The organism is uncultured Ramlibacter sp., from assembly GCF_936925435.1.
Classification (GTDB): domain Bacteria; phylum Pseudomonadota; class Gammaproteobacteria; order Burkholderiales; family Burkholderiaceae_C; genus Ramlibacter.
On the sequence record NZ_CAKZHQ010000019.1, the window covers coordinates 95,230 to 117,644 of the forward strand.

The following is a 22,415-nucleotide window of genomic DNA, read 5'->3' on the forward strand; positions in this document are numbered from 1 at the left end:
CTAGGGAAAGCCCCGAGCTGCGACATCCCGGGCGGCGTTGTTTTGTTTACTGTTCATAACAATAATCAGACGCCGCCGGACTGGATACATCCTTGTGGATGAGCTGGTGCGGCGGACAAACTGCTTTTGTTTGATAAGCAAAAGCGGTCGCACAGGCACCAAGACCAATGACAGGAGACACCATGAACCATCCCCCGCTTCAGCGGCCTTCGCGGCGCCTGCGCCTGCTGCTGGCCACCCTTCCTCTGGTCGCCCTCGTGGCGTGCGGCGGCGGTGGCGGCAGCAGCGCTGAGCCTGCCTTGCCGCAACTCGCGCCGGCCGTCGGCGCCACCCTGGCCACCTGCGCCGACCTGGCCGCCAAGGTTTCCATTCCGAACACCACGCTCACATCGGTCAGCCTGGTGGCGACCGGCGGCCTGACCGCCACCGGCATCACCACGCCCATCCCCGAGCACTGCCTGCTGCGTGGCCAGATGAACCAGCGCACCAGCGCAGTGGACGGCAGGGCCTATGCCATCGGCTTCGAGATGCGCCTGCCCACCCAATGGAACGGTCGCTTCTTCTACCAGGCCAACGGCGGCATCGACGGCTCTGTGGTGACCGCCACCGGTGAGGTCGGCGGTGGCGCGCCCACCACCAACGGCCTGAGCATGGGCTTTGCCACCATGAGCTCCGATGCCGGCCATGCCGCGTCCTATGGCCCGTTCTTCGGCCTGGACCCGCAGGCCAGGCTGGACTACGGCTACCAGGCCGTCGGCTCGCTCACACCCACGGCCAAGGAACTGATCCGGCTGGCTTACGGCAAGGGCCCGGACCGCTCCTACTTCGCCGGCTGCTCCAACGGCGGGCGCCACGCCATGGTGGCGGCGGCCCGCTATGCCGACCAGTACGACGGCATCCTGGCCGGCAACCCCGGCTTCAACCTGCCCAAGGCCGCTGTGTCCCAGCTGTGGGGCGTGCAGCAGTACGCCAGCATCTCCACCCTGGGTACCACCGGCCTGCCGGACATCAGCAGCGCCTTCACCCCGGCGGAGTTCAAGTTCATCGGCGAGCGCATCCTGGGCAAGTGCGATGCGCTGGACGGCGCGACCGACGGCATGGTGGGTGACACCAAGGCCTGTCAGTCCGGCTTCAGCGTGGCGGCCGACGTGCCGGTCTGTACCGGCGGTCGCACAGGCAGCTGCCTGACGGCGGGGCAAAAGACCGTGCTGGCCAACATCTTCGAGGGCGCCCGCAACACGGCCGGCCAGGCCCTCTATTCGAAGTTCTGGTTCGACCCCGGTCTGGCCGGCAGCAACTACGCGTTCTGGGAGTACACGGCGTCGACCGCACTGGACCCGGGCGCGGCGGCGTTCATCTTCACCACGCCGCCTTCGAGCATGGCGTCCTTCCTCGCGACCACCGGCCTGCAATACGGCCTGAACTTCAGCATGGACACCGACGCGCCGAAGATCTTCGCCACGACCGGCAGCTACACGGTGTCGGCGATGGATTTCATGGCGCCGCCCAATCCTGCCAACCTGTCGACCCTGAAAAAACGCGGCGCGAAGTTGATGGTCTTCCATGGCGTGGCCGACGGCGTGTTCTCGCCGGCCGATACCGCCGCCTGGTACGACAGCCTGGCCGCGGCCAACGGCGGCGACGCCGGCAACTTCGCCCGCCTGTTCCTGGTGCCGGGCATGAACCACTGCTCCGGCGGCCCGGCGGCCGACCAGTTCAACATGGTCAGCGCCCTGGTGTCCTGGGTCGAGGGTGGCACGGCCCCTGACAGCGTGCAGGCCAAGGCGCGCGGCGCAGGCAGCAATGTGGTCAACGCAGAACTGCCGGCCGGCTGGTCGGCCGGCCGGACCCGTCCGCTGTGCCCCTATCCCAAGGTGGCGAAGTACCGCGGCACGGGTGATATCGAGAGCGCTGCCAGCTTCAGCTGCCAGTAGCAGCCAGCGCCTCAGCCTGGGGCGTCGGTGCGCGCGACCACCAGCGCCGTCACGCTGGCGGCGCCCGCGGCCTGCAGCACGGCGGCGGCCGCGAACAGGGAGGCGCCGCTGGTCATGACGTCGTCGACCAGCGCCACGGCCTGGCCGCGCACTTGAGCGGCCCGCAGGGGTTCCAGCGCAAAGGCGCCGCGCATATTGGCCAGCCGGGCCTTGCGGTCCAGCGCCACCTGCGGCGGCGTGTCGCGCACCCGCAGTAGCAGGCCGGCATCGGTGCGGCCCGGCGCCAGCCGCCGCGCCAGTTCCAGTGCCTGGTTGAAGCCGCGCTGCGCCAGCCGCTGCTGCGACAGCGGCATGGGCAGCACCAGGGCGGCGCGCTCCAGTGCCGGCTCGACCCAGGGCGTGCTGCGCAGCAGGGTGGCGAAGCTGTCGGCCCAGCCGGGCTGGCCATGGAACTTGTAGCGGCCGATCAGGGCGGACCAGGGATAGGCGTAGGACACAGCGGCATGGCAGGCGTCCAGCGGTGGCGGGGCGCGCAGGCATTGGCCGCATTCCTGGGTGCCAGCGGGCACCGGCAGGGCGCAGCGCCGGCAGCGTGGCTGGGGCTGGGCAAAGCGCGCGACGCAGGCCTCGCACAGGGGCTGGGCCGGCCAGGCGCGGCAGATTTCGCACTGGGCGGGCGTGCCCGCCAGGGTCCGGGCAAGCAGGCGCCGCAGCATGTCTCAATATACTCGGCGCGCCATGGACCACGAACTGCCTCCCACCATCGACCCGGCCGCCGCTGCCCGCTGGCGGCGCGTGGCGCCTGTGCAGTCGCCCTGGCTGCACGAGGAGGTGGCCCGGCGCATGGAGGACCGGCTGCAGTGGATCCGGCTGGCGCCCAGCGCCTGGGCCCATTGGGAGCCGGTGCGCGGCGGCCTGCAAGCCCAGGGCCTGCTCGCCCGGCGCTACCCGGATTCAGAGTGTTTTCTGGTCGAAACTCCCATTGCACGGGCGCAGAATGCTCTCAAATCGATAGCAAAACCCTGGTGGCGGCGCTGGCAGGGGCCGGCCGCCAAGCCGGTCCAGGCGGTGCCGCAGGGCGCCGTGCAGATGCTCTGGGCCAATATGGCGCTGCACATGGCGGCCGACCCGCAGGCGCTGATCGCCCAATGGCACGAGGCGCTGGCCACCGACGGCTTCCTGATGTTTTCCTGCCTGGGACCCGACACCTTGCGCGAGCTGCGCGCCCTGTACCGGTCGCTGGGCTGGCCGCCGCCGGCCCATGAATTCACCGACATGCACGACTGGGGCGACATGCTTGTCCATGCCGGGTTTGCCGAGCCGGTGATGGACATGGAGCGCATCACCCTGAGTTGGGAGACGCCGCAGCGGCTGCTGGCCGAACTGCGCGAACTGGGCGCCAATCTGCACCCGGCGCGCTTTGCGGCGCTGCGCGGCCGCGACTGGCACGCGCGCCTGGAGGCCCAGCTGGCCCAGGCGTTGCGCGGACCCGACGGTCGCCTGACCCTGACTTTCGAGGTCATTTACGGCCATGCGCTCAAGCCCGCGCCACGGGTGAAAATGGCTGCGCAAAGCGCGGTCTCCCTGCGCGACATGCGGGCCCTGCTGCAGGCCGACAGGCCGCCGCGCGCCTGACACGGGGCCCCGTGGGCCGGGAGCCAGGATCAGCCGCGCTACAATCCCCGGTTGTTTTGTGAGCGTCACCTGTGTCGAACCCGGTATTTCGTTTCGCCACTGTCCAGGGCCAGAACATCCACTGGTTTTTGAAGCGCAACTGCTCGGTCACGCCGGTCCAGCTGGGCTGGCTGTATGCCTCGCTGTGCGTCGTGTCGCTGGGAATTGGAACGTTTTTCTGGTTTCAGGGGGCCACCCTGGTCCTGCCTTTCGCCTGGCTTGAGCTGGCGGCGGTGGGGGCGGCCTTCCTGGTCTATGCCAGGCATGCCGCCGACGGCGAGAAGATCTCGCTGCAGGGCGGCCGGCTGGTGGTGGAGCTGGAGAATGCCGGGCGCCTGGAGCGGGCGGAGTTCGATCGCGACTGGGTGCGCGTGGAGCCGCGCAGCGACGACAGGTCGCTGATCGAGGTGTCCGGGCGCGGCAGGTCGGTCAATGTGGGGCGCTATGTGCGTCCGGAGCTGCGGCCGGCATTGGCGCAGGAGATCAGGAAGGCCCTGCGCGAGGCGGCAGGGCCGGCCCGCGAGGGCGGCGCGATTGTGTCATTGAGGTAGATAACGGATTGAAAACGATGAAGAGCATTTCCAACAAGCTGGCCTCGCTGCCGTTGCTGGCCCTTGGCACTCTCGCCGGTTCGGCCCATGCTGTGGGCGACCTGCCCGGCGGTCCCGCCGTCAACCAGCTCAACCTGCATCCGGCCGTGACCCGCATCGCCGCCGAGCAGTCCTGGCTGCACTGGTTCATGCTCATCACCTGCGTGGTGATCTTCATCGCGGTTTTCAGCGTGATGTTCTATTCGATCTGGAAGCACCGCAAGTCGGTGGGCCACAAGCCGGCCAACTTCCATGAGTCGGTCACGGTGGAAATCATCTGGACCATCGTCCCCTTCGTCATCGTGATCCTGATGGCCCTGCCGGCCACCAAGGTGCTGGTGGCATCCAAGGACACCAGCAACGCCGAGCTGACCATCAAGGCCACCGGCTACCAGTGGAAATGGGGCTACGACTACCTCAACGGCGAAGGCTCGGGCGTGAGCTTCATGTCCACGCTGGACAGCAGCCACCGTGAGATCTCCAACGACGGCGCCAAGGGTCAGGTGCCCGACGACTACCTGTTCAAGGTCGACAACCCGCTGGTGGTGCCGGTCAACAAGAAGATCCGCATCATCACCACGGCCAACGACGTGATCCACGCCTGGGGCGTGCCGGCCTTCGGCGTCAAGCAAGATGCCATCCCCGGCTTCGTGCGCGACACCTGGTTCCGCAGCGAAAAGACCGGCGACTTCTACGGCAACTGCTACGAGCTGTGCGGCAAGGAACACGCCTACATGCCCATCCACGTCAAGGTGGTCACGCCCGAGGAGTACACGGCCTGGGTTGGCACCGAGATGAAGAAGATGGCCGCCAAGCAGGACGACTCGAACAAGGTCTGGGTGCTCGATGACCTGGCCAAGCGCGGCGAGAAGGTCTATGCGGCCAACTGCGCGGCCTGCCACCAGGCCAACGGCAAGGGCGCCGGCCCGATCAAGGCGCTGGACGCATCGCCCATCGTGCTGGACGCCGACAAGGCCAAGCAGGTCCACCTGGTGCTCAATGGCAAGGGCGCGATGCCCGCCTGGAAGCAGTTGAGCGACACCGACCTGGCTGCCGTCATCAGCTACACCAAGAACGCATGGTCCAACAAGACCGGCCAGCTGGTGCAGCCGGCCGAAGTGCTGGCCCAGCGCGGCAAGTGATCAAGCAGTAAAGAATCCGCCTAAGGACACAAGATGAGCGCCGTTCTCGACCACCACGACGACCATTCCCACGACGAGCACCATGCGCATCCGCACGGCTGGCGTCGCTGGGTCTACGCGACCAACCACAAGGACATCGGCACGCTGTACCTGCTGTTCGCCTTCACCATGCTGATGGTGGGCGGCGTGCTGGCCCTGCTGATCCGCGCCGAGCTGTTCCAGCCCGGCCTGCAGCTGGTCAACCCCGAGCTGTTCAACCAGTTGACCACCATGCACGGCCTGATCATGGTGTTCGGCGCCATCATGCCGGCCTTCGTGGGCTTCGCCAACTGGATGATCCCGCTGCAGATCGGCTGCGCCGACATGGCCTTCGCCCGCATGAACAACTTCAGCTTCTGGCTGATGATCCCGGCCGCGCTGATGCTGGTGGGCTCGTTCTTCATGCCCGGCGGCGCCCCCGCGGCCGGCTGGACGCTGTACGCGCCGCTGACGCTGCAGATGGGTCCGTCGATGGACGCCGGCATCTTCGCGATGCACATCCTGGGCGCTTCGTCCATCATGGGCTCGATCAACATCATCGTCACCATCCTGAACATGCGCGCCCCCGGCATGACGCTGATGAAGATGCCGATGTTCGCCTGGACCTGGCTGATCACCGCCTACCTGCTGATCGCCGTGATGCCCGTGCTGGCCGGCGCGATCACCATGACGCTGACCGACCGCCACTTCGGCACAACGTTCTTCAACCCCGCCGGCGGCGGCGACCCGGTGATGTACCAGCACATCTTCTGGTTCTTCGGCCACCCCGAGGTCTACATCATGATCTTGCCGGCCTTCGGCATCGTCAGCCAGGTGGTGCCGGCCTTCGCCCGCAAGCGCCTGTTCGGCTACGCCTCCATGGTGTACGCCACCAGCTCGATCGCCATCCTGTCGTTCATCGTCTGGGCCCACCACATGTTCACCACCGGCATGCCGGTGACGGGCCAGCTGTTCTTCATGTACGCCACGATGCTGATCGCCGTGCCCACGGCCGTGAAGATCTTCAACTGGATCGCCACCATGTGGCAGGGCTCGATGACCTTCGAGACGCCGATGCTGTTCGCCGTCGGCTTCATCTTCGTGTTCACCATGGGCGGCTTCACCGGCCTGATCCTGGCAATGGCCCCGGTCGACCTGCTGCTGCAGGACACCTATTACGTGGTGGCCCACTTCCACTACGTGCTGGTGGCCGGCTCGCTGTACGCCATGTTCTCGGGCTTCTACTACTGGGTGCCCAAGTGGACCGGCGTGATGTACAACGAGTCGCGCGGCAAGATCCACTTCTGGTGGTCGCTGATCGCCTTCAACGTGACCTTCTTCCCGATGCACTTCCTGGGCCTGGCCGGCATGCCGCGCCGCTATGCCGATTACGCGATGCAGTTCGCCGACTTCAACGCACTGGCCACGGTGGGCGCCTTCGCCTTCGGCCTGGCACAGGTCTACTTCTTCATCTTCATCGTCATCCCCTGCATGCGCGGCAAGGGCGAAAAGGCCCCGCAGCGCCCCTGGAACGACCCGGACGGCAAGGGCGCCGAGGGCCTGGAATGGGAAGTGCCGTCGCCGGCGCCCTTCCACACCTTTGAAACCCCGCCGCGCCTGGACGCCACCGCAACCAAGGTGCTGGACGGCCGCGTCGCGCCCGTGGCCCACACGCCCGCCGTGCACATGCCGCCGGCCCAGCAGCAGCCTGACGGCAGCCTGGCCTGAAAACCATGGCCATGACGCCCGAGCAGAAGAAGAGCAACCGCCGCATGGGGCTGGTGCTGGCCTCTATCGCGGCGGCGTTCTTCCTGGGCTTCATGCTCAAGATGGTCCTGCTGGCCCAATAAGGCGTTCCGCATGAACCTGCGCCAAGCCAACGCCAAGATGGTGGGCAAGCTCGCCATCGTGGCCTGCGGCATGTTCGCCTTCGGTTATGCGCTGGTGCCGATCTACAAGCACATCTGCGAGATGACCGGCATCAACATCCTGTCGCTGTCCGAGCGCCAGGTGCCCGGTGGCGGCACCGCCGGCAAGGACGTCAGGCTGCCGGCCAATTCGCAGGTCGACCGCAGCCGCACCATCACGGTGGAATTCGACGCCAACGTGCGCGGCCCCTGGCAGTTCAAGCCGGCCCAGAGCTCGCTGCAGGTCCATCCGGGCGAGCTGATGACCGTGATGTACGAGTTCCAGAATGTGCAGAACCGCCGGATGGCGGCGCAGGCCATTCCCAGCTATGCGCCCAACCAGGCGGCGGCGCATTTCAACAAGCTTGAGTGCTTCTGCTTCCAGCAGTACACGCTGGAGCCCGGCGAGAAGAAGCAGTGGCCGGTGGCCTTTGTCATCGACCCGCGCCTGTCCAAGGACGTGACCACCATCACCCTGTCCTACACCTTCTTCGAAGTTGGTGGAAAGACCCCGCCGGCACCTACGGCCGACGCCGCGGTCCATGCCGCGCCGGAGCAGCGCTCATGAGTGTGGCGCGCAGCATCAAGACGGTGGCCTGGGCTTTCCTGGGCATCCGCAAGAACAGCGACTACCAGCAGGACCTGGGCAAGGTCAGCCCCTTCCACGTCATTGCCGTCGCCCTGGTGGGCGTCGCGGTCTTCGTGGCTGGACTGATCGCCCTGGTCAACTGGGTGGCGAAGTGAAATTTTCGAGACAAGACAAAGATTTAGCGAATCAGGAGTTGAGATGAGTTCTAGCGCACACGGCACCACGCCTTACTACTTCGTCCCCGGGCCGTCGCGCCATCCGGCGTTCGCGGCCTTCGGCCTGTTCTGGGTCATCCTGGGCGGCGGCCAGTGGATCAATGGCCACGACTGGGGCAAGTACGCGCTGACGTTCGGCCTGCTGTGGCTGTTCGGCGTGCTGTACCAGTGGTTCCGCGACGCCATCGGCGAGAGCGAGTCGGGCCAGTACGGCCACAAGATCGACCTGTCCTACCGCTGGTCCATGAGCTGGTTCATCTTCTCGGAGGTGATGTTCTTCGGCGCCTTCTTCACCGCCCTGTGGTGGATGCGCTCGCACTCGGTGCCGGCCCTGGGCAGCCTGGACAACGCCCTGCTGTGGCCCGACTTCAAGGCTGTCTGGCCCAGCGTCGTGGCCGGGGCGACGGCCTCGCCCGGCGGCATCATCGAGCCCTTCGAGGCCATGACGCCGTTCTGGCTGCCCACCATCAACACCGCGCTGCTGCTGTCCTCGGGCGTGACGCTGACCATCGCCCACCACGCGCTGCGCGAGAACCACCGCGGCCGCACCATCGCCTTCATGTGGCTCACCGTGCTGCTGGGCGTGGTCTTCCTGTTCGTGCAGGGTTACGAGTACTACCACGCCTACACCGGCATGAACCTCAAGCTCACCTCGGGCGCCTACGGTTCGACCTTCTTCATGCTCACCGGCTTCCACGGCTTCCACGTGTTCGTCGGCATGCTGATGCTGCTGTTCATCACGCTGCGCCTGATGAAGGGCCACTTCACGGCCGACAGGCATTTCGGCTTCGAGGGCGCCGCCTGGTACTGGCACTTTGTGGACGTGGTCTGGCTGGGCCTGTACATCCTGGTCTACTGGCTGTGAACCTGGTGCACGCCACGAAAAAAGCGCCGCAAGGCGCTTTTTTGTTTGCCGGCGGCCGTGGGGCCTACTGGCCGGCGCGGATGCCTGTGGGCTGGATGTAGCCCAGTTTCCAGGCCAGCAGCACGCACAGGAACAGCACGATGGAAAAGCCGACCCGAAACGCCAGCGCGCGCGCCATGTTGCTGGTCTTGGGCTTGCCGTCGCGGCCGTCCTGCATCATGAAGTACAGGGCCGAGCCCAGGCTGCCCAGGATGGCCAGGAAGGCGAGAATGACCAGGTACTTCATGGATGGGATTATCCAGTGAACAGGGCGCGCGCCGGCCGCTTCTGGCTGATCACCGCCGCCGCCGCCGTGGGCATTGCCGCGACGGCCTCGCTGGGCGCGTGGCAGCTCTCGCGGGCTGCCCAGAAACAAGGTTTGCAAAGTGCCATTGAGGCACGAAAAAACCTTGTAGCCCTGGACAATACTGGACTTTCTGCTATCAAAAGCGCAGCAGATGCAGTCTGGCAACCGGTCGCGCTGCGCGGCCGCTGGGCGCCGCAGCACACGGTGTTTCTGGACAACCGGCAGATGCAGGCCAAGCCGGGCTTTTACGTGCTGACGCCGTTGCTGCTCGATGGCGGCGGCGCGGTGGTGGTGCAGCGCGGCTGGGTGCAGCGCAACTTCAGCGAGCGCGAGAAGCTGCCCGCGCTGGACACGCCGCAAGGGCCGGTCGAGGTGCGCGGCCGCATTGCCCCGCCGCCGGCCAAGCTATACGAGTTCGCGGCGCCGGCCGCCGGCGCCATCCGGCAAAATCTGGACCTGGCCGCCTACGCCGCGCAGACCGGCCTGCCGCTGCGGCAGGACCTGTCGCTGCAGCAGACCGGCCCGGCCTCCGAGGGGCTGCTGCGCGACTGGCCCGAGGTGGGCAGCGGCACCGAAAAACACTACGGCTATGCATTCCAGTGGTTCGCCCTGGCTGGCCTCATCGCAATTCTGTATGTCTGGTTCCAATTCATCGCCGCCCGCGGCACAGCCCGCCATGCCTGAGCAGCCGCTGGGCCTGACCGTGCATTCCCTGCCCACGCCGGCCGAGGCGGTGGGCGCGCAGGCGCAGCGCACGGCCAGCGGCCGCTGGAAGATGCTGGCGGTGCTGGCGGTGTGCGCGGCCCCGGTCGTCGCCTCCTACATCACCTACTACCTGATCCGGCCGGAAGCGCGGCGCAGCTATGGCGAGCTGGTCGACCCGCAGCGCCCGCTGCCGGCCCTCAATGCCACTGGCATCGACGGCAAGAGCCTGGCCCTGCCCTCGCTCAAGGGCCAGTGGCTTCTGGTGAGCGTGGCCGGTGGCGCCTGCGAGGCTGCGTGCGAGGCCCACCTCTACCTGCAGCGCCAGTTGCGTGAGTCGCTGGGCAAGGGGAAAGACCGGCTTGACTGGGTCTGGCTGGTCAACGACGGCCAGCCCGTGCGCGAGGCCCTGCGGCCCGCCGTCACCCAGGCCACGGTGCTGTCGGTCGACGGCGCGCAGCTGGCCCAGTGGCTGGCGCCCGCGGCCGGCCACAAGCTGGACGATCACCTCTATGTGGTCGACCCCATGGGCAACTGGATGATGCGTTTTCCTGCGGCGCTGGACAAAGCCGGTGCGGCCAATGCCAAGCGCGACCTGGAGCGCCTGCTGCGCGCCTCGTCCTCCTGGGACCAGCCGGGCCGCTAGACGCATGGACGCCCAGCTCTACGACCTGTCTCCTGCCCTGCGCCTCATGCTGATGGGCGTGGTGGTGGCGCTCGGGCCATTGGCCTGGGTCTGGCTGCGCAACCGCCAGGCCGCACCGGCGCGCCGCCTGCAGGCCCTGACTCTGCTGACGCTGTTCCTGACCTTCGACCTGGTGCTGTTCGGTGCCTTCACCCGCCTGACCGACTCCGGCCTGGGCTGCCCCGACTGGCCGGGTTGCTACGGCAAGGCCAGCCCGGTGGAGGCCCATGCCCAGATCAGCCTGGCCCAGGAGGCGATGCCCAGCGGCCCGGTGACGCACGGCAAGGCCTGGATCGAGATGGTGCACCGCTACCTGGCCACCGGCGTGGGCGTGCTGATCCTCACGCTGGCCGCGGCCACCTGGTGGCTGCGCCGGCGTGAGCAGACCGCGCTCAATCCCTGGCTGCCGACCTTCACCCTGTTCTGGGTCTGCCTGCAGGGCGCGTTCGGGGCACTCACGGTGACCATGAAGCTGTTCCCGGCCATCGTCACCCTGCATCTGCTGGGTGGCCTGGTGCTGCTGGTGTTGCTGTGTCTGCAGGCCGCCGCCTATGCGCGCGCCCATGGTGCTGCCATCGTGCCAGTGTCTGCCGGCACCCGCGCCGTGTTGCTGGCAACGTTTGCGCTGGTGGCACTGCAGCTTGCATTGGGTGGCTGGGTCAGCACCAACTACGCCGTGCTGGCCTGCAACAGCTTCCCGGCCTGCCAGGGCAGCTACTGGCCGCCCATGGATTTCAGCCAGGGTTTTGAGCTGTGGCGCGAACTGGGCATGACAGCCAGCGGCGAGCACATCAGCTTTGCCGCGTTGACGGCCATCCACTACGTGCACCGGCTGGGCGCCTATGCCAGCTTTCTTGCGTTGGGCCTGCTGGCCTGGCGGCTGGGCGAAGCGCCGGCCCTGCGGCCACAGCGCCGCTGGCTGTTGGGCCTGGCGCTGTGGCAGTTCGCCACCGGCCTGTCCAACGTGGTGCTGGACTGGCCGCTGGTGGCGGCCGTCTCGCACACCGGCGGCGCCGCCGCCCTGGTCGTGGCCCTGACCTGGACCCTGTGCCGCAGCCGCGCCGTGGCGCGCGATGCGCGCAGCCAGACATTGCATTCCCCGGAGTTGTCCGCATGAGTTTTTCCCTCGCCGTCGTGCAGCAGTTCTACGCGCTGACCAAGCCGCGCGTGGTCCAGCTCATCGTCTTTTGCGCCCTGATCGGCATGGTGCTGGCCGTGCCCGGCCTGCCTACACTGGCCCAGGTGCGCCTGGCCCTGATCGCCTGCCTGGGCATCTGGCTGGTGGCCGGCGCGGCCGCCGCCTTCAACTGCCTGGTGGAGAAGGGCATCGACGCCAAGATGCGGCGCACCGCTTGGCGGCCCACCGCGCGCGGCCAACTGGCCGACTGGCAGACCCTGCTGTTTGCCACCGTGCTGTGCGCGCTGGGTTCCTGGGTCCTGTACGTGTGGGTCAATCCGCTGACCATGTGGCTGACCTTTGCCACCTTCGTCGGCTACGCCGTCATCTACACCGTGGTGCTCAAGCCGCTGACGCCGCAGAACATCGTGATCGGCGGCGCCTCGGGCGCCATGCCGCCGGTGCTGGGCTGGGCCGCGATGACGGGCGACGTCGGGCCCGAGGCGCTGATCCTGTTTCTCATCATCTTCCTGTGGACGCCGCCGCATTTCTGGGCCCTGGCCCTGTACCGCGTGGAGGACTACCGCAAGTCGGGCCTGCCCATGCTGCCGGTGACGCACGGCAACGAGTTCACCCGCCTGCAGATCCTGCTGTACACCCTGGTGCTGTTCGCCGCCTGCCTGATGCCCTTCGCCTACGGCATGAGCTCCTGGCTGTACCTGGCGGCGGCCGTCGTGCTGAGCATCGGTTTTTGCGGCTACGGCTTTGCCCTGTGGCGCAACTATTCCGACGCGCTGGCGCGCCGCACCTTCCGTTTTTCCCTGATCCACCTGAGCGTGCTGTTTGCCGCGCTGCTGCTGGACCACTACCTGATGTGATGCCATGGACCGTCGATCTGCTCTCAAATCCATAGCTGCTCCCGTCCTGCTGGCGGGGGCTGCAGGCCTGTTGGCCGCATGTTCCGAGGCAAAGCCGCAGTTCAAGGCGGTCGACATCACCGGCGCCGACTACGCCAAGGACTTCAGCCTGACGGACCACAACGGCCAGCGCCGCAGCCTGAAGGATTTCCAGGGCAAGGCGGTCGTGCTGTTCTTCGGCTTCACGCAGTGCCCCGATGTCTGCCCGACCTCGATGGCGGAGCTGGCCGAGGTCAAGAAGCTGCTGGGCGCGGACGGCGACAAGCTGCAGGGCCTGTTCGTGACGGTGGACCCGGAGCGCGACACGGCGCCGCTGCTCAAGGCCTACATGGCCAACTTCGACCCGAGCTTCCTGGCGTTGCGTGGCTCGCCCGAGGAACTGGCAGCGATGGCCAAGGACTTCAAGGTCTACTACAAGAAGGCCGAGGGCAAGACGCCCACCAGCTACACCATGGACCACTCGGCTGCCAGCTACGTCTACGACCCCCAGGGCCGGCTGCGCCTGTACACGCGCTACGGCAGCGGCGCCCAGGCCCTGGCGGCCGACATCAAGCTGCTGCTCAAGTCCTGACGCACCATGAACAAGGCCGGGCTTTGCCCGGCCTTGTTCATCTGATCAGGTGAGCGTTTATTCGGCCTTGATGCCGCGCATGGCGATCACGCCGCCCAGCAGGGCCGTGTCCTGCTTGATGCGGTTGGCCAGGCCCTCGGACGAGGTGCCGGCCACCTGCCAGCCTTGCTGGAACAGCTTGGCGCGCACCTCGGGGCTGCGGGCGATCTCGCTGATCAGCGCCGACAGCTTGGCCACGATGGGCTTGGGCATGGACTGCGGCGCGCCGGCGGCGCTCCAGATCTCCAGCTGGAAGCCGCGAATGCCGCCTTCGTCCAGGCTGGGGTATTCAGGCACCAGCGGGCTGCGGTTGGCCGAGGTCACGCCGATGGCCTTGAGCTTGCCGGCGCGGATCTGCGCGGCGGCCAGCGCGGGCGGCAGCAACGACATCTGGATCTGGCCGCCGATCATGGCGGTGATGACCTGCGGGTTGCCCGGATAGGGGATGTGGACCGGGTCGATGTTGGTCTTGGTCTTGAGCAGTTCCATGCCCAGGTGGCCGACCGAGCCCACGCCCACCGAGCCGTAGCTCCACTTGGTGCCACCGTTGCGCGCGGCCAGCAGGAACTCCTGCGTGCTGTTGCCCGGCGCGTTGGCCGGCACGGCCAGGATCAGCGGCGCCGTGCCGATCAGGCTGATGGGGGCGATGTCCTTGAGCGGGTCGAACTGCAGCTTGGGATTGAGCAGCTTGGCGATCGTCATGTTGCCGTTGACCATGATGCCGATGGTGTGGTCGTCGGTGGCCTTGGCGACGAAGTCGCCGGCGATGTTGCCGCCGGCGCCGACCTTGTTGTCGACGATGACGGGCTGGCCCAGGGCCTTGGACAGCGGCTCGGCGATGGTGCGGGCGACCAGGTCGGGGGTGGAGCCGCCGGGAAAGCCGACGACGATGCGCAGAGGCTTGGTGGGCCAGGCGGCGGCCGGCTTGGCGGCGGCCTTCTGTTGCGCAGCTGCGCCGGTGGCGGCGGCGGCCAAAGCGAGCGCCAGCACGGTGCGGCGCAAAACGGGTTGGGACATGGGGAGAATTCCTCGAGGGTTACAACGCACCGGCATCGCGCCGGCGCGGCAATGCTAACGTAGCGCAGCATTGTAAATTCGTAACACATTGCAGCGGCTCGCCGCTGTGCGGAAGGCTCAGAAATTGAGCGGCCGGATCGCCCGCTTGTTGTCCGCCGGCACGGCCAGCACCGCGTCACGCACCCACTTGAGGATGGACGCCGCGTCGCGTTCGCCCTCGGGCAGAACGGCCACCACGATCTGGTACTTGAGCATCACCGTCGGCGGCAAGACCTCGGAGTGCTGCAAGCCCTTGGCGATGAGTTGCTGGGCTCGCGCCGTGGCATTGTCGCTGGTGGTCGGTCCTTCGAGCAGCACGGCGAACTCGCGCTCGCCGATGCGCGCCGCCATGTCGATGTCGGTGATGACGCGGCGCAGGTGCGAGGCCGTGACCACCAGGGCCCGTTCGCCGGCGCTGCCGCCGAACTCGGATGTGATGGCATCGAAGTTGGCGATCCTGATCACCAGCACGGCGAAGGAGTGTTTCTGGCTGCGCGCGCGCGTCAGCGCAGCCTTCAGCCGCCGCAGCAGGTGGCTCTGGTCGGCCAGGCCCGTGAGCGCGTCGCTGTGCGACAGCGCCGCCGCGCGCAGTTCGGCCTCACGCCGCCGGCTGCCGCGCAGGCTCAGCGCGTAAAACAGGATGGGCATTTCCAGCGCTGCGCCGATCGACAGGCCGTAGCGGGTCAGCATGCTGTTGGGAATCAGGTTCAGGCCGCGGGCGACCGGGAAGATGGCCATCACCAGCACCGGCAGGAAGCCCAGCGCCACCAGGCGGATGTGCGGGTCGGTGCCTTGCACCCAGACCAGGGCGATCAGCGTGGCAATCAGCGCCAGCGCCAGCGCGGTCAGCGTCATCACCAGGGCGAAGGTGGCGCGCGACGTCGCGAACGTGTCCAGCGCCACGGCCGACAGCAGGGCCGCGATCAGGCTCCAGACGGCCAGATCCAGGGCGCGGGAGAAGCGCGCCGGTTCGGTAACCATCTTGACGAACCACAGGCCCAGGGCGGTCGACACCCCGGGCAGCACGAAGGTGGCGACCTCGTTCCATCTGAGCCAGTCGTTCCACAGGTGCTGGGCGCCCACACCCAGATAGGCGACCTGTCCCAGGCTGAGCGACAGCACGTAGAGCGCATAGGCGCCGAAGATGCGGTCGCGGTAGGCGGCGGCGTTGGCGGCCGCCACCAGGGTGATCAGCGCAGCCAGCCCGAAGTAAGCGCCCAGCAGGAACTGCTCACTTTCACGCGAGGCCAGCAGCGTGGCCTGGTCGTAGATGGCGATCGGCACGGCGAAGTTGACCCGGGCATGCTCGATGCGCAGCCAATAGCGCACCGGCTTGCCGGTCTCGGCCGAGAGCTCGAAGGTGGGGACGCGGCCGGGCAGCGGCCATTCGGACACCGACTTGGTGTCGCCTGCTTCCTGCATATTCCAGTATCCGCTGGCCCCACGGTAGAACAGCTGGGCCCGGTCCAGGCCCGAGGAGGCCAGCTCCACGTACCAGCGGTCCGGCTGGGCCGCGACCGCGTCGAACTGGAACCACAGGGCCTTGCTGTCGACGCGGTACTGCTGGCCGGACTCGCGGCCAGCCCAGGGCAGGGCATCGGCGGCAGCCTCGACCTCGTCGATGCTGGCCTGGCCGGAAGCGTCGATCCAGTAGCGGCTGCGCCCGTCCAGGGACAGGGGCAGGGTGTCGTGCGACAGGACGATGGCGCTCGGGCGCGGGGTCTCGGTTGGCGAGGCGGCGCCTGGAGCCCGCTCCTGCGCCAGGACACCGCCCAGCCAGAACAGCCACAACAGAGCGACCCACCATCGTAGAGTTCTGCTTCTCACGGCGGGAATGTTGCAACAAAAAAGGCCCGGGGTCACCGGGCCTTTGGTCTAAGTAGACGGGGGCGCTCAGGCGTAGGCGGCCAGCGCTTTCTTCATCTTTTTCATTGCCGCGGACTCGATCTGGCGGATTCGCTCGGCCGACACGCCGTACTCGGCGGCCAGGTCGTGCAGGGTCAGGCCGCCGGAGCCGTCGTCATTGACCTTGAGCCAGCGCTCTTCCACGATACGGCGGCTGCGCGCATCCAGTTGTTCCAGCGCAGTAGCGATGCCGTCCGTTGCCAGCACGTCGCGCTGGGTCGCCTGGATCATGGCCGTGGGTTCGTGGTTGGTGTCGGCCAGGTAGGCGATCGGGCCAAAAGCCTCGTCGCCGTCGTCACCCGGCGAGGGGTCGAGCATGACGTCGCCGCCAGACATGCGGGTCTCCATCTCGATGACTTCCTCGCGCTTGACGTTCAACTCGCTGGCCATCAGGTCGATCTGGGCGTCGGTCAGCGTGTCGCGGTGGGTCTGGGCGTCGGCCTCGCTCTTGAAGCCCTGCTTCATCGAGCGCAGGTTGAAGAACAGCTTGCGCTGGGCCTTGGTCGTGGCGACCTTGACCATGCGCCAGTTCTTCAGGATGTATTCGTGGATCTCGGCGCGAATCCAGTGCAGCGCATAGCTGACCAGGCGCACACCCTGGTCCGGGTCAAAGCGCTTGACGGCCTTCATCAGGCCGATGTTGCCTTCCTGGATCAGGTCGCCGTGCGGCAGCCCATAGCCCAGGTACTTGCGCGAGACGGACACCACCAGGCGCAGGTGCGACAGCACCAGTTTCCCGGCCGACTCCAGGTCGTTGCCGTCCTTGAGCTTGCGGGCGAATTCCTGCTCTTCCTCAAGGGTGAGCATGGGCAGGCGGTTCACGGCCGAGATGTACGCGTCCAGATTGCCCAGGGAGGGAACGACCGCCCACGGGTTGGCCACTGCCAGTGCCGTGTTTGAAGCTCCATTGAGGTGGGACATTGCAAGGACTCCTTCCATAGTGGGGACCATATTAGCACTCGGTTAGAGGGAGTGCTAAGTGGCAAGTTCAATGACCACGATAGCAAATTACGGGTTTGCCCAGGTAAGCGAAAACCGTCACTTGAAAGGAGTTTTAATTATTTAAGGTTAATTTTTACCAGCGAATGCCCATCCGGGTGAAGAGGGCGGCCAGCACAAACAGCGGTCCCACCCACAGATAGCGCAGGTCCTCGAGAAAGGATGGCTTCTTGCCTTCGATCTTGTGGCCGACGAACTGGGCGATCCAGGCCGCCACGAAAATCGCCACCGACAGCGGCAGCACGAGGCTGCCCATGGCATGGAGCAGGGCCAGATCGGCCACCGACAGCAGGGCCATGGCGATCAGGAAGGGGGCCGACAGGCGCGCGTAATAGACCATGCTGGCCGCCACGAAGGCGTAGGCCGCCCAGGGGTGCAGGGCGAACAGCAGGCCCAGCAGGCTCAGGATGATGAGCGGGATGGCCACGTAGTGGATGGCCTCGTTGCGCGGGTTGCGGTGGCTTTCGCCGTAGTGGGCCAGCAACTGGTCCACCTTGCGGCCGGAGAGGGGGGCGGCATGCGCCGCATTGCTCGTCGTGTCCATGGCTTGTCTCCTTGTAGTTTTGGAACAATGGGCTAATTCTGGGAGCGCGCCCCATGCAAGACTGTAAAGAGTTTGACATTCTGAGTGTCACCACCACGGTGCCCTCCCTGACCGACGGCCAGCGCCTGGCGCGCCTGCTGGTGGAAAGCCGGCTGGCGGCCTGCGTGCAACTGGACCAGTGCCTGGTGTCGGTCTACCGTTGGCAGGGCCAGCTGTGCGAGCAGGCCGAGGTGCGGCTGAGCATCAAGACCTTGCCGGAATGCCTTGCGGCGCTGCAGGCCTGGCTGGTCGAGCACCACCCCTATGAAGTGCCGCAGTTCCTGGCCGCGCGCCAGCAGGCCAGCCCGGTCTATGCCCAGTGGCTGCGTGCGCAGGTCAGAGCGCCGGCGGCGGATTGAGGACGCTTCAGGCCAGCAAGGCCAGGGCGAACTCGCGGGCGTTGAAGGTTTCCAGGTCGGCCAGTTGCTCTCCCACGCCGATGAAGTAGACCGGCACGGGCCGCTCCTGGGCGATGGCTGCCAGCACGCCGCCCTTGGCCGTGCCGTCCAGCTTGGTGACGATCAGGCCCGTCAGACCCAGGGTTTCGTCGAAAGCCTTGACCTGGGCCAGGGCGTTCTGGCCGGTGTTGCCGTCGATCACCAGCAGCACCTCGTGCGGCGCGGAGGCGTCGGCCTTTTGCACCACGCGCTTGATCTTCTTGAGTTCTTCCATCAGGTGCAGCTGGGTCGGCAAGCGGCCCGCCGTATCGACCAGGACCACGTCCTTGCCGCGGGCCCGGCCGGCGGTGACGGCGTCGAAGCTCACGGCCGCCGGGTCGCCGCCCTCCTGGCTGACGATTTCCACCGTGTTGCGGTCGGCCCAGACGGCCAGCTGCTCGCGCGCGGCGGCGCGGAAGGTGTCGGCGGCGGCCAGCAGGACGGTCGCGCCTTCGCCCGCCAGATGGCTGGTGAGCTTGCCGATGGAGGTGGTCTTGCCCGCGCCGTTGACGCCGGCCACCATGATCACGGTGGGCTGGTGCTGCCCAATCACCAGCGGTTTTTCCAGCGGCTTGAGCAGCTGGGTCAGCGCATCGGCCAGGATGTTCTTGACCTGCACCGGGCGGGTCGCGCCGCTGGCCGCCACCTTGCGCCGCACCTCGTCCAGCAGGTGCTGCGTGGCCTTGACGCCGGTGTCGGCCATCAGCAAGGCGGTCTCCAGTTCCTCGTACAGGGCCTCGTCGATCTGGCCACCGGTGAAAACCTGCGAGATGTTCGAGCCGGTCTTGCGCAGGCCGGCGCTCAGGCGGTCGATCCAGCGCTGGCGCTCGGGCGCCGGGGCCGGCGGCGCCGCCAGGTCCATGGGCTGGACCAGGGCGCTGCCTATCAGTCCGCCGGCCGGCGCAGGGGCGGGCCCTGCGGGCTCTGCAGGTGCTGCGGCAGGCGGCGCCGGTTTTTTCTTGAAGAAACTGAACATTGAAAGGCTTTTTAGAATCACACGATTCTATGAAACACCTTCTGTCGAGCTTGCGCAGCGCCTGCATCCTTGCGTTTGCTCTCACCCTGGCGCCCGCTGACGCCCAGTCTGCAACCCCCGTCCAGGCCGAACAGTTCCAGCTGGCCAACGGCCTGACGGTCATCGTCAAGCGCGATCCGCGCGCGCCCACTGCCGTCCACATGCTGTGGGTGCGGGTCGGCTCGATGGACGAGGTCGACGGCACCAGCGGCGTTGCCCATGTGCTGGAACACATGATGTTCAAGGGCACGGCGAGCCTGCAGCCCGGCGAGTTTTCGCGCCGGGTGGCGGCCCTGGGCGGACGCGAGAACGCCTTCACCAGCCGCGACTACACAGGTTACTTCCAGCAGATTCCCGCCGGCCGACTGGAAGACGTGATGCGGCTGGAGGCGGACCGCTTCGGCGGCAACCGCTGGCCGGACGAGGAGTTCAAGCGCGAGCTTGAAGTGGTCAAGGAGGAGCGGCGCATGCGCACCGAGGACTCGCCGCGCGCCGCGCTGTACGAGGTGATGAACGCCGCGGTCTTCCAGGCCTCGCCCTACCGGCGGCCGGTGATCGGCTGGATGAGCGACCTGGACGCGATGACGCCGCAGGACGCACGTGAGTTTTTCGCGCGCTGGTATGTGCCGGCCAATGCCACCGTGGTGGTGGTGGGCGATGTCGACCCAGCCCAGGTGCGCCGCCTGGCCGAGAAATACTACGGCGCCATCCCCGCGCGTGCCGTGCCGCAGCGCAAGCCGCGCGAAGAGCCGGTTCAGGCCGGTATGCGCCGCATCGAACTCAAGGCGCCAGCCGAACAGGCCTATGTGGCGCTGGGCTTCAAGGTCCCGCAGTTCAACTCTTTCGACCCGTCGCCGCAAGCCGATGAGGCGCTGGCGCTGACGGTGCTCAGTGCCGTGCTCGATGGCTATCCCGGTGCCCGGCTGGACCGTGCCCTGACCCAGGGCGCCGACCGCGTGGCCGACAGCGCCGGCGCCGGCAACGGCCTGTGGGGCCGCGGGCCGCAAGTGTTCACGCTGGACGGCGTGCCCGCGCCCGGCAAGACCGCCGCCCAGGTCGAGGCGGCCTTGCGCGCCGAGGTCGCCAGGGTGGCCAGCGAAGGCGTGACCGAGGCCGAGCTCACCCGGGTCAAGACGCGCTGGATCGCCGCCGAGGTCTACAAGCTCGACTCGGTCATGAGCCAGGCGCGCGAACTGGGTGCCTACTGGGCCCTGGGCCTGCCCATGGATGCCGGCGAGCGCCTGATCCAGCGCCTGCGCGCGGTGACGGCCGACCAGGTCAAGGCGGTCGCCGCCAGGTACTTTGGCGACGACCAGCTCACCGTGGCCACGCTGCTGCCCCAGCCTGTCGACAAGAACCGCAAGCCGCGCACGCCCCCGCCGGGCTCGCGCCACTGAGAAAGCACCATGATTGCTCTTAAAAAGATAGCTTCTCAGGTCCTGTTGACGGGGGCTGTAGCCTTGTTTTGTTCTGAATCTGCGCTGGCGGCCCTGCCCTTGCAGCAGTGGACCCAGCCAGGCGGCGCCCTGGTGACCCTGGTCGAGAGCCATGGCATTCCCATGCTGGACGTGCAACTGGATTTCGACGCCGGCAGCCGGCGCGACCCGGCCGGCAAGGCCGGCCTGCACAGCGTGGCGGCCGGCATGAGCGCCAAGGGCATTGCCGCCCGCGACGGCCTGCCGGCGCTGGACGAGAACCAGCTGAGCGAGGCCTGGGCCGACCTGGGCGCGGGCTTTGGCGGCGACGCGAGCAGCGACCGCCTGAGCTTCTCGCTGCGTTCGCTGAGTTACCCCGACCTGCTGGCCCAGGCCGTGCAGCTGGCGGCGCGCCAGCTGGCCGAACCGGCCTTTCCGGAGCGGATCTGGCTGCGCGACCGCGAGCGCATGAGCGCCTCCATCCGCGAGGCCAACACCAAACCGGCGACGGTGGCGGCGCGGGCCTTCCTGCCGGCCGTCTATGGCAGCCATCCTTACGGCTATGACGTGACGGAAGCTTCGCTGGCCAGCATCAGCGTGCAGGACATGCAAGCGGCCTACCGCGCCGCGGTCGTTCCCTGCCGCGCCAAGGTCAGCCTGGTGGGCGACGTCAGCCGGGCCCAGGCCGATGCCCTGGTCACCGCCTTGTTGGCGCGGCTGCCGGCGAGCACGCCGGCCCAGTGCGGCGCGCTGCCGCCGGTGGCGGAAGTGGCGGCGCTGGCCGCGCCCCTGAGCCAGGCCATCCCCTTCGAGTCGGCCCAGGCCCATGTGCTGATCGGCCAGCCGGGCTACAAGCGCGCCGACCCCGATTACTTTCCCATGCTGGTGGGCAATTACATCCTGGGCGGCGGCGGCTTTGTCTCGCGGCTGTCGACCGAGGTGCGGGAAAAGCGCGGCCTGAGCTACAGCGTCTACAGTTACTTCTCGCCCGGCCTGCATGCCGGCGCCTTCACCATCGGCCTGCAGACCCGGCCCGACCAGGCGGCCCAGGCGGTGCAGGTCTCACGCGAGGTGCTGGCGCGCTTTGTCGCCGAGGGGCCGACCGCGGCCGAACTGCAGGCGGCCAAGGACAACCTGATGGGCGGCTTCGCCCTGCGCATCGACAGCAACCGCAAGCTTCTGGACAACATCGCCGGCGTGGCCTGGAACGGCCTGCCGCTGGACTACCTGGACACCTGGACGGCGCAGATCGCCAAGGTCAGCGTGGAGCAGATCCGCGCCGCCTTTGTGCGCAAGCTGCAGCCCGAACGCATGGTCACCGTCACCGTGGGTGCCGCCGCACCGCGCCAACCCTGAATTATTTTGGCCCCACCCCTGTCAATCCTGACAGGGGTGGCGCTTGCGTCCGGCTTTTTCTGGGGAAGAATCCGCTCACCTGCTGTCACACAGGTTGAAATCAGGAGAGAAGAGAGAGTCAGAGAGTTCGGGTGCGCAGTCCTTCGGGACTGCGCATTTTTTTTGCGGCGCGGCGCCAGGCTTTAAGCTTGCGCCATGGCCAGTCCCCCTTCTTCCCCCCGCGGCGCGGCAAAGCCCCCCCCCCCCCCCCCCGACCCCCCCCCCCCCCACGGGGGCCAACAACGCGGCCCAAGGAAGCGCCCCCACCAACCCGGGGCGCGCCACCCCGGGCCGCCCCC

24 protein-coding genes are annotated in these 22,415 nt (G+C 67.4%); 17 read left to right on the plus strand and 7 right to left on the minus strand.

Translation table 11 applies throughout. The features are described 5' to 3' along the window. Positions 1-182: 182 nt before the first annotated feature. Positions 183-1,934 carry a tannase/feruloyl esterase family alpha/beta hydrolase gene (locus tag Q0632_RS09515; protein WP_298927993.1) on the plus strand — a complete coding sequence of 584 codons (1,752 nt, stop codon included), beginning with the start codon at positions 183-185 and terminating at the stop codon, positions 1,932-1,934. 11 nt (positions 1,935-1,945) lie between these two features. Here the strand turns inward: Q0632_RS09515 and Q0632_RS09520 are convergent, their stop codons facing one another. Further along, a complete protein-coding gene (locus tag Q0632_RS09520; protein WP_298927996.1) occupies positions 1,946-2,650 on the minus strand; it encodes a ComF family protein in 705 nt (234 codons plus the stop codon). 22 nt (positions 2,651-2,672) lie between these two features. Here Q0632_RS09520 and Q0632_RS09525 point away from each other — a divergent pair, with 22 nt between their 5' ends. From Q0632_RS09525 to Q0632_RS09560, 8 genes are all read left to right on the plus strand, one after another. After that, the gene (locus Q0632_RS09525) at positions 2,673-3,569 is read left to right on the plus strand and encodes a biotin synthase (RefSeq protein WP_298927999.1); all 897 of its coding nucleotides are present in this window, start codon (positions 2,673-2,675) and stop codon (positions 3,567-3,569) included. A gap of 71 nt (positions 3,570-3,640) precedes the next feature. Continuing rightward, on the plus strand, positions 3,641-4,159 hold the full coding sequence (locus Q0632_RS09530; RefSeq protein ID WP_298928002.1) for a DUF2244 domain-containing protein: 519 nt from the start codon (positions 3,641-3,643) through the stop codon (positions 4,157-4,159). Between the two features lie 17 nt (positions 4,160-4,176). Continuing rightward, positions 4,177-5,340 (plus strand): cytochrome c oxidase subunit II, encoded by a 1,164-nt coding sequence (gene coxB, locus Q0632_RS09535; protein WP_298928005.1) that lies wholly within the window; start codon positions 4,177-4,179, stop codon positions 5,338-5,340. A gap of 33 nt (positions 5,341-5,373) precedes the next feature. After that, positions 5,374-7,086: a cytochrome c oxidase subunit I gene (gene ctaD / locus Q0632_RS09540; RefSeq protein ID WP_298928008.1), complete on the plus strand. Its 1,713-nt coding sequence runs from the start codon at positions 5,374-5,376 to the stop codon at positions 7,084-7,086. An 11-nt stretch (positions 7,087-7,097) separates the two neighbouring features. Next, entirely contained in the window at positions 7,098-7,208 is a 111-nt protein-coding gene (locus Q0632_RS09545; RefSeq protein WP_298928065.1) for a cytochrome oxidase small assembly protein, read from the plus strand. A 10-nt stretch (positions 7,209-7,218) separates the two neighbouring features. Next, positions 7,219-7,833 carry a cytochrome c oxidase assembly protein gene (locus Q0632_RS09550; RefSeq protein ID WP_298928012.1) on the plus strand — a complete coding sequence of 205 codons (615 nt, stop codon included), beginning with the start codon at positions 7,219-7,221 and terminating at the stop codon, positions 7,831-7,833. Beyond that, on the plus strand, positions 7,830-8,009 hold the full coding sequence (locus tag Q0632_RS09555; RefSeq protein ID WP_298928014.1) for a DUF2970 domain-containing protein: 180 nt from the start codon (positions 7,830-7,832) through the stop codon (positions 8,007-8,009). Before Q0632_RS09550 ends, Q0632_RS09555 begins: the two co-directional genes overlap by 4 nt. Positions 8,010-8,052: 43 nt before the next feature. Next, positions 8,053-8,934 carry a cytochrome c oxidase subunit 3 gene (locus tag Q0632_RS09560; protein WP_298928017.1) on the plus strand — a complete coding sequence of 294 codons (882 nt, stop codon included), beginning with the start codon at positions 8,053-8,055 and terminating at the stop codon, positions 8,932-8,934. 64 nt (positions 8,935-8,998) lie between these two features. On the opposite strand, the gene Q0632_RS09565 is transcribed toward Q0632_RS09560, so the two are convergent. Then, on the minus strand, positions 8,999-9,220 hold the full coding sequence (locus Q0632_RS09565; RefSeq protein ID WP_298928020.1) for a twin transmembrane helix small protein: 222 nt from the start codon (positions 9,218-9,220) through the stop codon (positions 8,999-9,001). A 15-nt stretch (positions 9,221-9,235) separates the two neighbouring features. Between Q0632_RS09565 and Q0632_RS09570 the strand changes: the two genes are divergently transcribed. The 5 genes from Q0632_RS09570 to Q0632_RS09590 are packed head-to-tail and all read left to right on the plus strand — an operon-like array spanning position 9,236 to position 13,272. Further along, the gene (locus Q0632_RS09570; protein ID WP_298928024.1) at positions 9,236-9,964 is read left to right on the plus strand and encodes an SURF1 family protein; all 729 of its coding nucleotides are present in this window, start codon (positions 9,236-9,238) and stop codon (positions 9,962-9,964) included. Beyond that, a complete protein-coding gene (locus tag Q0632_RS09575) occupies positions 9,957-10,628 on the plus strand; it encodes a hypothetical protein (protein ID WP_298928026.1) in 672 nt (223 codons plus the stop codon). Before Q0632_RS09570 ends, Q0632_RS09575 begins: the two co-directional genes overlap by 8 nt. Before the next feature lie 4 nt (positions 10,629-10,632). Further along, positions 10,633-11,784: a heme A synthase gene (locus Q0632_RS09580; RefSeq protein ID WP_298928027.1), complete on the plus strand. Its 1,152-nt coding sequence runs from the start codon at positions 10,633-10,635 to the stop codon at positions 11,782-11,784. Further along, the gene (cyoE, locus tag Q0632_RS09585) at positions 11,781-12,662 is read left to right on the plus strand and encodes a heme o synthase (RefSeq protein WP_298928030.1); all 882 of its coding nucleotides are present in this window, start codon (positions 11,781-11,783) and stop codon (positions 12,660-12,662) included. The genes Q0632_RS09580 and cyoE overlap by 4 nt, the downstream gene beginning before the upstream one ends. A 4-nt stretch (positions 12,663-12,666) precedes the next feature. Then, the gene (locus tag Q0632_RS09590) at positions 12,667-13,272 is read left to right on the plus strand and encodes an SCO family protein (protein WP_298928032.1); all 606 of its coding nucleotides are present in this window, start codon (positions 12,667-12,669) and stop codon (positions 13,270-13,272) included. 57 nt (positions 13,273-13,329) lie between these two features. Here Q0632_RS09590 and Q0632_RS09595 read toward each other — a convergent pair whose 3' ends face one another. The 4 genes from Q0632_RS09595 to Q0632_RS09610 all read right to left on the minus strand — a co-directional run bounded on the left by Q0632_RS09595 (position 13,330) and on the right by Q0632_RS09610 (position 17,815). After that, on the minus strand, positions 13,330-14,328 hold the full coding sequence (locus Q0632_RS09595; RefSeq protein ID WP_298928034.1) for a tripartite tricarboxylate transporter substrate binding protein: 999 nt from the start codon (positions 14,326-14,328) through the stop codon (positions 13,330-13,332). Between the two features lie 117 nt (positions 14,329-14,445). Beyond that, on the minus strand, positions 14,446-16,194 hold the full coding sequence (locus Q0632_RS09600; protein ID WP_298928037.1) for a 7TM diverse intracellular signaling domain-containing protein: 1,749 nt from the start codon (positions 16,192-16,194) through the stop codon (positions 14,446-14,448). A gap of 66 nt (positions 16,195-16,260) precedes the next feature. Further along, positions 16,261-17,193, minus strand: a complete 933-nt coding sequence (rpoH, locus tag Q0632_RS09605) for an RNA polymerase sigma factor RpoH (RefSeq protein ID WP_298928040.1) — start codon at positions 17,191-17,193, stop codon at positions 16,261-16,263. Positions 17,194-17,347: 154 nt separating this feature from the next. Then, complete coding sequence (locus Q0632_RS09610; RefSeq protein WP_298928045.1) at positions 17,348-17,815, minus strand: DUF962 domain-containing protein; 468 nt, start codon at positions 17,813-17,815, stop codon at positions 17,348-17,350. 53 nt (positions 17,816-17,868) lie between these two features. Here Q0632_RS09610 and cutA point away from each other — a divergent pair, with 53 nt between their 5' ends. Continuing rightward, positions 17,869-18,213, plus strand: coding sequence for a divalent-cation tolerance protein CutA (gene cutA, locus Q0632_RS09615; RefSeq protein WP_298928048.1), 345 nt, complete (start codon positions 17,869-17,871; stop codon positions 18,211-18,213). A gap of 7 nt (positions 18,214-18,220) precedes the next feature. Here cutA and ftsY read toward each other — a convergent pair whose 3' ends face one another. Continuing rightward, positions 18,221-19,267: a signal recognition particle-docking protein FtsY gene (gene ftsY, locus Q0632_RS09620; RefSeq protein WP_298928050.1), complete on the minus strand. Its 1,047-nt coding sequence runs from the start codon at positions 19,265-19,267 to the stop codon at positions 18,221-18,223. 29 nt (positions 19,268-19,296) lie between these two features. Here ftsY and Q0632_RS09625 point away from each other — a divergent pair, with 29 nt between their 5' ends. Next, positions 19,297-20,703 carry a pitrilysin family protein gene (locus Q0632_RS09625; protein WP_298928052.1) on the plus strand — a complete coding sequence of 469 codons (1,407 nt, stop codon included), beginning with the start codon at positions 19,297-19,299 and terminating at the stop codon, positions 20,701-20,703. 9 nt (positions 20,704-20,712) lie between these two features. Beyond that, positions 20,713-22,077, plus strand: coding sequence for a pitrilysin family protein (locus tag Q0632_RS09630; protein WP_298928055.1), 1,365 nt, complete (start codon positions 20,713-20,715; stop codon positions 22,075-22,077). Positions 22,078-22,415: the final 338 nt, after the last annotated feature.